The sequence below is a fragment of the Echinimonas agarilytica genome, assembly GCF_023703465.1.
GTDB lineage: Bacteria > Pseudomonadota > Gammaproteobacteria > Enterobacterales > Neiellaceae > Echinimonas > Echinimonas agarilytica.
Map to the genome: position 1 here is coordinate 84,816 of NZ_JAMQGP010000007.1, position 13,936 is coordinate 98,751.

A 13,936-nucleotide genomic window follows, 5' to 3' on the forward strand; every position below is an offset into this window, starting at 1 on the left:
TTACTATGAATTTCATCTATCAAATCAGTGTAAAAAAGCGTATCGTTTTTTTGGTTTTCATACCTTTGATTGCCACTGTATTCTTTGCGACCGAGCGCTACAAAGTCGCTAGCGACGAGCTGGAAAACGTCAATGATTTGGAGTTTCTGCAACAATACATTAGCGTCGTTTCCCCGCTCATTTCGAGCTTGCAACAAGAGCGTCTCTATTCAAAACTCTACATGGGGCCGGGCAATCCAAACGATCCCATTGGTAAAGAGTTTAAACCCAATGTCACGAGCAGCCGTGTTGCCGTTGACGTTGCACTGAGCGACTATCAGGAATTCATTTCTGACCGCGACCAGTTTCATCATTTTCCAAGCCTATTGAAGGGCATTGATGAAATTACAGTAGCCTTAGAAAAGTTTAATTACATGAGAGAGAATGTGGATCGCCGACTGAAGAAAGCGCCACCCGCAGCTGGTATGACTGGCAAATACTTTTGGACCTTTCTTACCTTTAATTCAATCATCAAGACGTTAAATAGCAGCTCGAATGATGTGGTTTTATTGGCAAGCGAAAACCCTCAATTATCACTGCTTGCGAACTCATACAGAAGCCTTGTTCAAGCGCAAGACACAGTAATGCTCCAGATACTTGCTATACACTCTGCGATTACTCGTGGTTTAGTAACCACCACTTTCAGTGACATCATGCAGTACCGAAAACTCGAGGAATCTTACCTCAATAATTTCTTCGTTTATGCCCCTAATGAGCTTCAAAAGTATGTCAGGACTGAACTTACGACAACCGAATCATTCAAGTTTTCAAAATCTAAATATCAAGAAATAAGAAAAGAGAACAAAACATTATTGGGTGAAAAATTAGCGATCGATGAACGTAAATGGCTTTCTATAGGCTCCAATATGAGTCGAGGCTATCAGACTTCAATCGACCAAACACTGTCGCAAATTGAAAGAACAAAAAATCGACTATCAGCACAAGCCAACAGTGAAGTTTGGAACACCATTTTCGTGCTGTGTGGATTGCTGCTGGTTTTGGGTATAGTCTCGACAATTATCATCAATAGTATAAATCGACCACTGAAACAACTCATTGGTGACTTGACACATTTGGCAGAGACCAAGGACATGACCCTACGAAGTCAAGTGACCGGCAACAACGAGCTAAGCAAAGTCGGAGAAGCATTAAACACCTTGATCGAAACATTTGAGGAAACGTTGCGATCGGCCCGAGAAAAAGTACATTCAATGGACTCAATTACATTAAATGTTTCGCAATCCGTAGACGAATCGTTGGCATCAATCGAAAGCCAACGCGCATCGACCAACAACATTTCTGTGGCAGTAAACCAAATGACTTCTACCATCCATGAAGTGGCAACCATGTCGACAACAACTTCTGACGCGGTCGGCCGGGCCTACGATCTATCTGTCACAAGCGAGCAAAGCGCTCAGCAATCGAAGAATAAAATGGATCATCTGTTTGGCGAGCTCGGTGATACCAGCCAAGTCGTCGGTAAATTGAATACCGAAGCCAACCAAATCAGTAATATCCTTCAGGTCATCCGAGGTATTTCTGAACAAACCAATTTACTCGCATTAAACGCCGCAATTGAAGCCGCCCGCGCTGGCGAATCGGGCCGAGGGTTTGCAGTAGTCGCCGATGAGGTTCGAGAGCTGTCTAAACGGACTCATGATTCAACCGACCAAATCCAGGCGCAAATAGAATCATTGATCACCGGCGCAGCTCAAGCATCACAGAAAATGCTCACACTACAAACCAATTGTCAGGAGGCGGTTGATGTCGTGCAAGCCAGCTCAGCAGCATTCATCACCATCAAATCTGAGCTAAATCAAATCACCGACATGGCTAGCCAGATTGCAGTGGCGGCGGAAGAGCAAACCAATGTTGCTGATGAAATCAATGAACGTATTCATGGCATAAAAGATGAATCTGATGAGCTTCAAAAACAAGGCGCATCAACCGGAGCGGCAACGCTAGATCTATTACACAGTGGAAATGAACTGAAAGAACGCATTAGTGTATTCCACGTTTAACGTGGCGCTAAAAAACACCAAAGCCGGTGGAAGCGCATATATTCCACCGGACTCTATCAATCGAGAATGACAATTCGTAACGCGAGAGGCAGCTAAAACAGTATGTAAATGGCGGTCAAAGTGCTGACGACCCTGTAAATAATGATGAAAGCACAACCAATCAAATTAGATTACTCAGGTTACTAAAAGCTTTGTATGAATTGTGAACATCCGCAACATGTTTGAGGCAAATTGAGTCACAAAGGCGACTTAAAGCAAGTCGTACTCCAACATAAAAGTTGAATAACAAATTATATATTGGAGGGGTGAGGGTCATATCAGTTATCAGAAAAGAACTGCGCTTTTTGTAAGTATGCTGATTTGATGTGATCAATCAGTAAGCTGACCTTTCGGGGCGTTTTTTTAACAAACGGATGAATAGCATACACCCCCAAATTCTTAGCAACCTGAGTTCCAAACAGAGTAATTAGGCAACCATTAACCACGTCAAGATGGACCAAACACTTGGGTACATAAACAATACCGAAGCCGCTCAATGCAGCTTTACGCAACGCAGCAGCATTGTCAGTTGAAAATGATCCAGAGATTTGTACTGTGTAGGTTTCGAATACTGAACGAAACTGCCAGTTGTTGCCTCCCGCGACTTGCCTTACGTAGGAAAAGCAATTGTGATTGGCTAAGTCAACGGGTGTTTTTGGCGATCCATGTTGTTCTAAATACCGTGGAGACGCGCAAACAACCCATTGAGAATCAATAATATGGCGAGCAATAAGACTCGAGTCCTCTAAATGACCGGTACGAATCACTAAATCAACGCCCTCTTCCACTGGATCAACAAAACGGTTATCCAATGACATATCGACCGACAGGTGGGGGTGATGACTGCAAAACTCAGTCACTGCAGTGGCCAACAACAAGTCACCTGATATTGTAGGTACCGACATTTTAATGTGGCCGGTTAATTTATCATTGTCGTTGGTCACATCCGCTACGGCGTCGATCGTAGCCTGCTTTATTGTATTAGCGCCAACAGCAAGCTTTCGACCTGCTTCGGTCAATGAAAGCTTTCGAGTTGTACGATGCAGCAACTGTGTATTAAGGTGTTTTTCAAGCCTAGATATACGCTTACTTACCACAGAATTTGTTAAGCCGTTTTGTTCCGCAACTTTACTAAAACTGCCAAGCTCAACCACCTGAGAAAACAAGATCAAATCGTCCGCCATCATATGCCAATTATGCCACTTTTGGAAAAAATGAATTTCATTATTTCTATATATAGACAAAAAGGAAAGAGTTAACATGCAAAAAACATCATAATAAAAGGTCGACCTTCATGATTATTTCTGCGTCTACGGACTACCGAGCTGCTGCCAAATCCAAACTCCCTCCATTTTTATTCCATTATATTGATGGTGGGTCGTATGCCGAAACGACACTAAAAAATAATACCAAAGACCTGGAACGCATCGCATTAAAGCAGAAAGTACTCAAGAATATGTCGGACCTTTCGTTAGGCATTGAGCTGTTCAATGAAAAACTTTCCATGCCCATCGCATTAGCACCGGTTGGCCTAACAGGCATGTATGCCCGCCGAGGTGAAGTCCAAGCCGCAAAAGCGGCAGAAAGTCATGGTTTGCCTTTTACCATGTCCACAGTGTCAGTCTGCCCTATCGAAGAAGTTGCCCCAGCTATTGAGCGCCCAATGTGGTTTCAACTATACGTGCTCAAGGATCGCGGTTTCATGAAAAATGTTTTGGAACGCGCAAAAGCGGCGGGGGTTACAACGCTCGTATTTACCGTGGACATGCCAGTACCTGGCGCTCGATATCGTGATATGCATTCTGGAATGAGTGGGCCCAATTCAGAGATTCGTCGTGTTTTGCAGGCAATGTGCCACCCACAATGGGCTTTAGATGTTGGCCTTCTCGGCAAGCCCCACGACTTAGGCAATATTTCTGCATACCGTGGTCATCCAACTAAATTGGGGGATTACATTGGTTGGCTCGGCAACAATTTTGACCCGTCGATTTCCTGGCAAGATTTAGAGTGGATTAGAGATTTTTGGGATGGCCCTATGATTATTAAAGGTATTTTAGATGTTGATGATGCCAAGGATGCGGTCAAATTCGGGGCCGATGGCATCGTGGTCTCAAACCATGGAGGTCGTCAACTCGATGGGGCTCTATCATCTGCCAAAGTCTTACCCACAATTGCGGATGCAGTCAAAGGTGACTTAAAGATACTGGTCGATTCAGGAATCCGAAGTGGTCTCGATGTGGTTCGTATGATTGCATTGGGGGCTGACTGCACGATGTTAGGGCGCTCATTCATCTACGCACTTGCAGCTCAAGGTCAACAAGGCGTTGCAAACTTACTTGACCTGTACGAGAAAGAAATGAAAGTTGCGATGACGCTGACTGGCGCGAAGTCGATTGCGGATTTAAACTCAGATTCTCTTGTAACACTTCCTCGTTAACTATAACCATCATAGGATGGCCTCCGTCATTGATGTGTCGGGGGTCATCATTCCACTCACAATTTGTCGCACTGTTCACACTCACCCACCTTAAGTCATCATTGTCACAGTCCATTCACAAAAATCATTTGCAACGAAGTTCAAAGTTTTGCGCTAGATCATGGTAACTCCGCACACTTATGACCGGATATGACCCAACTTGCTTGACCGTAAATGTTATTCCTGCGATATTGTGATTGCAATTGACACAAATCATTGATCCAATTAATTTAGGAGTTGGCCCTCCGATGCCAAAACAACAAGAACAATTTAAACACGTGAACTATAGCTGGAACGAAGAATCGGCTGATGGGTTGAGTCCCGTTGATGGTCTGGTATATCGCTCAAATATTTTGGGAGATGACCAACGCATTACAAACACTGGTGGTGGCAACACTTCTGCGAAATCGATAGAAATCGATCCTCTCACGGGCGAAGAAGTCGAAGTATTATGGGTGAAAGGCTCTGGCGGTGATTTAAGAACATCTAAAGCAGAAAACTTTTCTTCTTTATACATGAGCAAACTGAACGCGCTTCAAGGAATTTATAGTAGTGCTAATGAAGTTGGCGTAAAAACTCAAATTGAAGATGACATGGTTGCAATGTATCGCCACGCTACCTTTAATCTTAATCCGAGAGCAACGTCTATCGACACGCCTCTACATGCTTTTATCCCATTCAAACATGTGGACCATATGCACCCAAACTCGGTCATTGCGGTCGCTGCGAGCAAAAACTCAAAAGCGCTCACTGAAAAAATCTGGGGTGACGCGCTTATTTGGACCGAATGGCAACGTCCAGGTTTCGATTTGGGTTTAAAGCTTCAAGCAATCTGTGAAGAGCATCCAGATGCGAAAGGTGCAATCTTGGCGGGTCACGGTGTGATCAATTGGGCCAATGATAATCGTGAATGTTACGACCTCAGCTTGGACATCATTGAAAAAGCTGCGCGTTATATTGAAGAACACGACAAAGGCGAAGACACATTTGGCGGTCAGAAATACCAAACTCTTGATGATGCCGCTCGCGAAAACGTCTTAACAGCAGTGGTTCCATACCTACGAGGATTAGTATCACAAGAAAAAAAATTAATCGGTACGATCCAGCATGACGATTCTATCCTTAGATTTGTCAACTCGAATGATGCAATGCGCTTGGCTGATCTTGGAACATCTTGCCCAGACCACTTCCTACGCACCAAAATCAAGCCGCTATACGTTGAATGGGACCCAACCACGGGCTCTATCGACGAACTCAAAGCCATGCTTGCTGAAGGTATTAAGACGTACCAAGCTGAATACAGCAAATACTATGAAAGCTGCAAACACGATAACTCTCCTGCGCAACGCGCTTCATCGCCATCAATCTGTTTGATTCCAGGTGTTGGTATGATTGCTTGGGGAAAAAATAAGAGTGAGTCTCGTGTTACAGCAGAATTTTACAATTGTGCAGTAGAAGTGATGCGCGGCGCTGAAGCCATTGACCAATACGCCGCATTACCTCAGCAAGAAGCATTCGATATTGAGTACTGGTTACTCGAAGAGGCTAAATTACAGCGCATGCCTAAAGAGAAATCTTTGGCGCGCGACATTGTGGTGGTCATTGGCGCAGGTGATGGCATTGGTAAAGAAACGGCTTTCCGCGTTGCTCAAGAAGGTGCGCACGTTGTTTGTGCCGATCTGCGCATTGAAGCTGCTGAGAAAACAGCAAATCAACTGACAGACATTTATGGTCAAGGTATTGGTGTTGCAGGTTCAGGTATTTCAGGCTGTGGCCCTGCCATTGCGCAACAAGTTGACATTACCGATCGCGACAGCGTCAAAGCTATGTTTGAGCAAGTCATTCTTGCTTACGGCGGTGTTGATAAAGTCATTGTTACTGCGGGTATCTTCTTGGCACCAGGCCAAAGCGGTATGAGCAATGATCGTATGTTTGATGTCAGCTTTGCTGTGAACGTCAAAGGCGGCTACATTGTCGGGACAGAAGCTAATGATGTATGGCAACAGCAGGGCTTGCCGGGTGCTTTAGTACTCACAACAAGCGTGAACGCTGCGGTAGCTAAGAAAGGTTCTTTGGCCTACGACACGAGTAAGTCAGCAGCGAACCACTTAGTTCGTGAGTTGGCAGTTGAGTTATCGCCTTTGGTCAACGTCAACGGCCTTGCGCCAGCGACCGTGGTCAAGGGAAGCACTATGTTCCCGCGTGACCGTGTGCTTGCATCGCTTGCCAAATACGATGTGGCTCACAAAGAGTCTGATACAGATGATGCGCTGCGCGATAAGTTAGCTATGTTCTATGCGCAACGTACACTTACCAAGCAACCCATTACTCCGGCGGACCAAGCAGAAGCGGCGTACTTGTTGGTGTCTGGCCAGTTAAGCAAAACCACTGGCCAAATCATCAGCGTGGATGGCGGTTTACACGAAGCATTCTTGCGCTAAACAGAAGCTTTTTAGAGCCCCTCTGAACTAATAATCAGCGGGGCTTTTTTTTGCCTCAATGCCATAAAAATTGACGTTTATCGGTCATTTATAAATCTCGTAAAGCCGCGTTCGTTGAGTCATAGGTTATAAGTTCCATACCAGGTATTGAAAGTTAGGTTGGCTTCTTGATTTTTGTACTTTGCTCAGCTCAATAATGGAGGTTCTGGACGCCACATAACCCAATGACATCGCAAGATCACACAGTGATGATAGACAGATGCTTTAACGGGAATATAGTTGTGACCCCTCGCCTTCGCCCTGTCATCGGTGCCTGCAATGTCTTGGGCTCACACGCTGTTCAATAGTCGAGACATTAAGATGGCGGTCAGTGAGTGCGCAGATTTAGAGAACAAGCGGTTGTTCATTCAACACAACCGCAATCTTTTGTTCATTTTGCTTAATCGAATGCCGCGTGCAACACCCCTTCAATTTGGTACGTTCCGGCCTCCAATTGCTTAAGTTCACTCGCAGCTGTCACCACATTGCCATTTAAAGTGAGTGATTTATTGCTCAGTTGCGGGAGTTGAATTTCAACCGTGGTATTTTTAGGCACAACCACTTCTAATTTCACGAGCTGCTGATTTCTCTGCCAGCTTACAACAATTTCACCATGCGGAGTCCTGTAACCACCTTTCACTTCTGTCAGTTGAGAGCCGAATTTGGGAGACACGGTAATTTCTTTGAAGCCTGCAGATTTTGGCTTAATACCCAAGATCCCTTCATAGAAATAGCGCGATACTGTGCCGTACGCATAATGGTTCAAAGAGTTCATACCTTGAGGGTTAAAGCCGTCTTTCAATGAGTATGAGTTCCAACGTTCCCATGTGGTGGTGGCTCCATTATTGACTGAGTAGAACCATGATGGATACGTTTCTTTGAATAGCAGCTCGTAGACCAAATCATCACGCCCTCGTTCATGCAAAACTTGAATCAGTAGCGGGGTCCCCAAAAAACCCGTGCGCAAATGATTTTCAGCCTCTTCGAGCTGACCAAGCAAGTGTTGAAAGGCAATTTCCTGATCGTCGGAATTAAATAGGTCAAACGCCAATGGCAGCAAATAGCTAGTTTGTGTTTCAAGCCCTACTTTTGGCTTTAGCGCCTCATCATAAAAGGTATGACGAACCAATTTTTTTAATTCGAGAAGTTTCTGCTCCATTGCCAAAATGTCTTGCTGATACCCTAAGACTTCAGCCGTTTTGATTGTAAGCTGAAGCGAGTGCGCATAAAACGCAGTGGAGATGAGGTTGAAATCAGTGTCGCCGCGATTTGCCGCTTTACCTTTAGTCATAGGGAACGGCTGAAGCTAGTCGCCAAAGGTCATCATAGACGAGCGATCTTCTTTCATCTGAAGTTGATGGTAGTTCAACCACTGACGCATCATTTGGTAGTTGTCGCTTAAGACCGTTTCATCGCCCGTCATTTGGTATAGTTCCCAAGGAATGATGGTCACCGCATCGCCCCACCCTGAAGATGCGAAATCAATCCATTTTACAAACGGTATATAAAGTGGAATTTTACCATCGGGGCCTTGTTCCTCGCGCACACTTTCAAGCCAAGCAGACCAAAAACCATACACGTCTGCCATGTACATAGAAGGCGTGACAAACACTTGGGCGTCGCCGGTCCAACCTAAGCGTTCATCTCGTTGCGGGCAATCCAGCGGAATATCATAGAAATTGCCGCGTAAGCCCCAAACGATGTTTTCCGAAAGTTTGTTGAGCTTGGAGTGAGAACTATCAAAATCAGCCAACAATTCAAAATCTGAATGTTGCACTAACCCAGACACCCAGTCGCGCTTGGGCACTTGGGTCGCATCAAAGCCCGATACCTCCACATATCTAAAGCCACGATAAGTAAATGTAGGGGTGTAATCAATATCTCCCGTCTGATTAGGATTATACGAATCGGTCACTTTTGCACTGCGGTAATTTTCTGTGTAAAACTTCCCCTGTTGCAGTGCTTCTGCATAACGAATGGTCACTTTTTGGCCTTCGATAACCGGCACTCTTAGCTGGGGCACGCCCACCATGTTCTGTCCCATGTCAAACACTGCTACACCTTGGTCTGACGAGAATACTTCGACTGCTTGTAACGTATCGATCACACGAATAGGAGCATGTCGTTTAGGTCGTAATTTTACGTTGGCGTCGAGTGGTTCTACCGTCGAATCTGCCCACTGATTATCGTTAAAATCAACCTGTTTCCAGTTTACCATTTCCAGCGACTGATCGTATGACTCGCCGTCATACGTGCTGGCAAATGTAATCGGCCCGTTTTGACTCACTTTCCACGATTTATCAGATGCAATTACTTTGGTATTACCATTGTCGTATTCAATTTCCAGCTGAACCAAAAGCCGTGGAGGTAACACATGATCAGTTTCAAAGAACTCGAATACACGGCCAGAATACCATCCGCCAGCCAAACTCGTGGCTAATGCATTGTCCCCGTCTTTTAGCATTGCAGTAACGTCGTACGTGAGCGTCTCAATCCGCTTCGAATAGGGAGTCCAACCGGGCGTCATAACATCTTTGGCGGCAACACTTTGACCATTGATGAACGGCTTAAACAGCCCCTTCGCGGTCACATAAAGTCGTGCTTGTCTAACGTTAGATTCAAGCTCAAAGGTTTTTCTAAAGTACTGTGGTGTGGCAATCAATTGTCGCGATGGTTTTTCGCCAAGCGCAGTATCGGGGTGCCCTATCCACTGAGCTAGCCAATCAGTATTTTGCAACAATCCCAACTCGACAGAATGAATATCACTCCAAGCAGATACTTGATGATGCTCATTCCAAGATCGAACACGCCAGAATAACTGCTGTCTTGAATTCAGCGGTACACCCTGATACGCCACCCAAGATGTGCTCGAGTCTTCAATTTTATGGCTGTCCCAAAGATCAGCTTCCTCAATATATTTTTCGCTGGAAGCCACTTGAATCTGATAAGCAGATTGGAAGTTCGATGTTGACTGTTGTGGCAGTTGCCAAGAAAATCTCGGCTTAGATTCGTAATAGCCCATTGGCTCTACGAACCCCTCACCAACTTTTAAATTCACAGGCTCCCTTGAAGCGGCTTCCGTTCCAACCGTCACCGAATGACAACCGGTCGCCAGCAAGCTAACACCGAGCACTGCTGCTGCGATTGTACTTGAGAAAAATGTTTTCAATTTAATCCCTTTTTATCAAAATTTAACCAATGCGTTGCTAGAGCCTTAGGCTATTTCAACAACCATTGATGTGCTTCTAGATTTCCGGCTTGTTGGGCCATTCTCATTCCAAGTTGTACCAACCGAGGCGAAAGTGGTATACGTTGTTGATGTAGCTGCAACACTTGTAAACCTCTGTTCAGTTGACCCAGAGCATTCAATGTCAGTACCCAGGTAAAAATATATTGTTCGCTATCTAGCTGGTATTTTACAGACAGCTCGAACTGCTCCGCCGCCTTCTCTGGTTGACCTTGACGAATAAGGTGCAAGCCAAATGAGTACCGTATTGTTGAGTCTTGAGGCAGATATGTTATCGCGCGCTCATATAGCTTCTGGGCTTTGCTAGGTTGTAACGTTGCTCGATAGATATCTGTTAGATTGATGTAAGACACAGGAAAATAGGGATCAACTTCAATGGCGCTGAGATAGCTCTGTTCAGCTTCTATCAATTCTCCCTTACGGGTATGTAAAAGTCCTTGATTAAGCCAACCTTCTCCACGCCAAGCAGACAATTGATTCGCATAGACTAACTCCTTAAAAGCTTGGTTGAATGAAACCAAATAGGCTTCGCTCACTGGTACATCAATCAACGCGTCGGCAGCCACCACTCGAACAGCTTTTAGCTCATCAGATAGTAAGTCTTGTACCAACACAGAGCGCAACAAAGGCTCAATGGTTTTGCTAGCCTCAGCGGCTGCAATTCGGATCAATGGTTCGTTACTCGCCACCAAAGGTTGTAATTGAGTGCTATTCAATCGCTCAGCCACAACATGAGGAGTCAAGCGCAGCGCAGACGCTCTTTTAATTGGCGGTAACTGCTCGTCAGTGATCATCAGTAATGCTGCTTTAAGACCGATATCTTCGCCACTTTGTAGGCGCATGAAATTTATTTCGGACGGGCTTTGAATTTGCTTGCCATACCATTTGGACGACCATTCAGCAGCCCATTCGTCGGTTTTATCTTGGTGACATTTGGTACATGCATTTGGTGTACCAAAATGAAGTGAATTGTTTGGGCGCGGTACACTGAAACTATGATCTCTGCGATCGTCTACCACCATGAATGTACTATTTGGCATATGACAATCAACACATTTTGATCCATCACTCTGAGCATCATGGTGGTGATGCTTTTCGGTTCCGTATGCATCATACGAATGGCATTGCAAACACACCCCATCGCCAGGAAGCTTAATTTCATAGCTATGAGAGTCATGGCAATCTAAGCAGTTCACTCCGGCTTCGAACATTTTGCTTTGTTGAAAAGATCCCCACACATAAACTTCATCTCGGATATGTCCGTTTGGGTAGTACTGAGGAGACTGCAATAACATGGGCTGAAAGGTGTTAAGAAACCCCTGGTTTGCTTCAAAACCATCGGTTAAAGGTGCCCTTAATGAATGGCAAAAATAGCAATTTTCTATTGCGCTGTTATCACGTTTTTCGCCTTCCCAATGAGCTGTTGTATCGCCCTCTGAAAACCGCCAGTAACCAGCGTTTTGTTGTTGCAAAACGTGAGAAATCCGCTCTTGGTTTTGCGCCGTCATGTCTCCATGACACGATAAACATCCCACATTGATGTTCTCCCAACGGCTATCAAAGCGGTTACTGTCAATATCATAGTTGCGAACTAAGCGGTCTGAGTGGCAGTCCGCACACATGCCATTCCAGTTTTGAAGTGGCATCAACCAGTGCAAACGATTATCAGGTTCAATCGACTCATTGGGATACATATGAAACCATCGCTGCCCGCCATCGTTTTCAGCTCGGTCGTCCCACGCAAACGGAATGACTTGATAGTGCCCCCCTCCCGTCAACGTTAAGTACTGTTGCAATGGCCAATAACCGAACACGTAATCAACCGAGTAGGTGCTGCGCTTACCGTTTTCAATAAAGCTAATTATATAACCCCCATCATCGGTCCAAAAATACGCTTCGTGGTCATGATGCTGAGCCTTACTGTTAAAGTTTCCAATTACAGTTTCAGAACTAGGCAATGCCATGGACTGGTAATGATCGGATTGATGCCAACGCATTACTTCAGACGAATGACAATCAACACAATCACTGTGCTCAGAGGTATGAATAAAGCCATCTTTGTAGGAAAGTTGAGAAGCTGTTTTGGCAGAGGCGTGCGCATTATTCAGGATAAATACGGAGACTAATACTTTCGCAATTACGACAAATATGCGTTGGGCTTGTGAGAGTGTAGCTGTGAGTACCATGGTTTAAACTCTCTGCAAAAACGGGGGTAATCATCAATTTTGTATGTACCAACCCCATACAAATTGGTGTTTAGACCGAGTAATTTTCATTTTAATTGCTCAAACACCTTTCAAAACAAATACCCGGACTGCCAGAAAAAGCCGCGTCAATACGCCTAGACCATTAAGCCCTCGCGTATCGAAGCGACATACCTTGCCGTCATGCAACATTGACTCAAAGCAAAAAAGCAAATTAAACCCATTCATGATTGCTTGAGCTTACCTATCCTACACAATCGTTGAAGAGAGAGGATACTGCGTTACTTATAAAGCTTGTCGATAAATGTCGATGATATCCTCTTTGGGCATTGGGTATGGGTTCCCTCCTGCGCAAGGGTCAGCCAAGGCATCGGGTACCCAACTCAAGGTATCTTCTTCAGACACTCCAAGTTGACCAAACCCTGAAGGAATACCTACGCGTCGGTTGAGCTCATGCAATGCAGAAATTGCAGCTTCACTTGCTTGCTCTTCGCTCATGTCAGATGTATCTACGCCTAAGGCCTTTGCAACTTTTGCGAACTTTTCAACACGATGCGACCTGTTGTATTCACAAACAATCGGCAAAAGAATTGCGTTACATACCCCATGGGGAAGATCTTTATGAGCACCTGCGGGGTGAGCCATTGCGTGGACCATGCCTAACCCAGCGCTATTAAATGACAGTCCTGCGATAAACTGCCCCAAAGCGACTTTTTCACGTGCTTCAATGTTCTTGCCGTTGTCGACTACCAATGGCAAGTTCTGCGATATGGCTGAGATAGCCTCGAGCGACACATAATCGGTTAACGCATGAGCGCCAACCGACACATAGGATTCAACTGCGTGTGTCAATGCATCAATGCCCGTAGCAGCGGTTACGCTACTTGGGATGTCCAACATAATACTCGGATCGTTTACCGAAATATCTGGAATAATCTTATCCGAGATAATGACGTGCTTGACGTGTGTTTTGGTATCAGTGATCACTGCATTACTGGTGACTTCTGCGGCAGTACCGGCCGTAGAATTAATGGCGTACAATGGGGCGCCAGCGTGTTTGACTTTTTCGATACCATTGAATGCCGCAATAGGACCTTCATTAGCAGAAAGAATCTTCACAGCTTTTGCTGTATCAATTGAACTACCACCACCAAAACCAATGATGAATTGGGCCCCCACTTCAACGTATTTACTGTAGGCTTGATTGACAGTATTGGTATCGGGATTTGGACGAACATCATCAAATAAATCGATGTTCAAACCACTATTCAAAATTTTCTCGGCAAAGCCAAGACTCACCAAGGCAGGATCGGAAATCAGAAGCCCCTTTTCACTACCATGGCTTTCAATTAAACGCTCTGTCAGCGCCTCGATGGCGCCGACTCCTGAATAATTGACTCGAGGAAATGCAAGCTTGAATACAGTCATGT

7 protein-coding genes and 1 pseudogene are annotated in these 13,936 nt (G+C 45.1%); 3 read left to right on the forward strand and 5 right to left on the reverse strand.

The window, feature by feature from the left end; genetic code table 11:
• Positions 1-5: 5 nt before the first annotated feature.
• Positions 6-2,060: a methyl-accepting chemotaxis protein gene (locus NAF29_RS13525; RefSeq protein WP_251262169.1), complete on the forward strand. Its 2,055-nt coding sequence runs from the start codon at positions 6-8 to the stop codon at positions 2,058-2,060.
• A 317-nt stretch (positions 2,061-2,377) separates the two neighbouring features.
• On the opposite strand, the gene NAF29_RS13530 is transcribed toward NAF29_RS13525, so the two are convergent.
• Complete coding sequence (locus NAF29_RS13530; RefSeq protein WP_251262170.1) at positions 2,378-3,286, reverse strand: LysR family transcriptional regulator; 909 nt, start codon at positions 3,284-3,286, stop codon at positions 2,378-2,380.
• Positions 3,287-3,393: 107 nt separating this feature from the next.
• On the opposite strand from NAF29_RS13530, the gene lldD reads away from it, so the two are divergent.
• A complete protein-coding gene (lldD, locus tag NAF29_RS13535) occupies positions 3,394-4,536 on the forward strand; it encodes an FMN-dependent L-lactate dehydrogenase LldD (protein WP_251262171.1) in 1,143 nt (380 codons plus the stop codon).
• Positions 4,537-4,823: 287 nt separating this feature from the next.
• Positions 4,824-7,016, forward strand: coding sequence for a bifunctional rhamnulose-1-phosphate aldolase/short-chain dehydrogenase (locus tag NAF29_RS13540; protein WP_251262172.1), 2,193 nt, complete (start codon positions 4,824-4,826; stop codon positions 7,014-7,016).
• A gap of 439 nt (positions 7,017-7,455) precedes the next feature.
• Here the strand turns inward: NAF29_RS13540 and NAF29_RS13545 are convergent, their stop codons facing one another.
• From NAF29_RS13545 to NAF29_RS13560, 4 genes and pseudogenes are all read right to left on the reverse strand, one after another.
• Positions 7,456-7,770 (reverse strand): alpha-L-rhamnosidase C-terminal domain-containing protein, encoded by a 315-nt coding sequence (locus NAF29_RS13545; RefSeq protein WP_285817787.1) that lies wholly within the window; start codon positions 7,768-7,770, stop codon positions 7,456-7,458.
• Between the two features lie 15 nt (positions 7,771-7,785).
• Positions 7,786-10,188 (reverse strand): annotated as a pseudogene (locus NAF29_RS13550) (family 78 glycoside hydrolase catalytic domain); the annotation flags it as partial.
• An 86-nt stretch (positions 10,189-10,274) separates the two neighbouring features.
• Positions 10,275-12,488 carry a hypothetical protein gene (locus NAF29_RS13555; RefSeq protein WP_251262173.1) on the reverse strand — a complete coding sequence of 738 codons (2,214 nt, stop codon included), beginning with the start codon at positions 12,486-12,488 and terminating at the stop codon, positions 10,275-10,277.
• Positions 12,489-12,791: 303 nt separating this feature from the next.
• Complete coding sequence (locus NAF29_RS13560; RefSeq protein WP_251262174.1) at positions 12,792-13,934, reverse strand: iron-containing alcohol dehydrogenase; 1,143 nt, start codon at positions 13,932-13,934, stop codon at positions 12,792-12,794.
• Positions 13,935-13,936 lie beyond the last annotated feature (2 nt).

Coding starts and splice junctions, on each gene's coding strand:
- NAF29_RS13525 (WP_251262169.1), top strand. CDS start 6: ATGAATTTCATCTATCAAATCAGTGTAAAAAAGCGTATCGTTTTTTTG.
- NAF29_RS13530 (WP_251262170.1), bottom strand. CDS start 3,286: ATGATGGCGGACGATTTGATCTTGTTTTCTCAGGTGGTTGAGCTTGGC.
- lldD (WP_251262171.1), top strand. CDS start 3,394: ATGATTATTTCTGCGTCTACGGACTACCGAGCTGCTGCCAAATCCAAA.
- NAF29_RS13540 (WP_251262172.1), top strand. CDS start 4,824: ATGCCAAAACAACAAGAACAATTTAAACACGTGAACTATAGCTGGAAC.
- NAF29_RS13555 (WP_251262173.1), bottom strand. CDS start 12,488: ATGGTACTCACAGCTACACTCTCACAAGCCCAACGCATATTTGTCGTA.
- NAF29_RS13560 (WP_251262174.1), bottom strand. CDS start 13,934: ATGACTGTATTCAAGCTTGCATTTCCTCGAGTCAATTATTCAGGAGTC.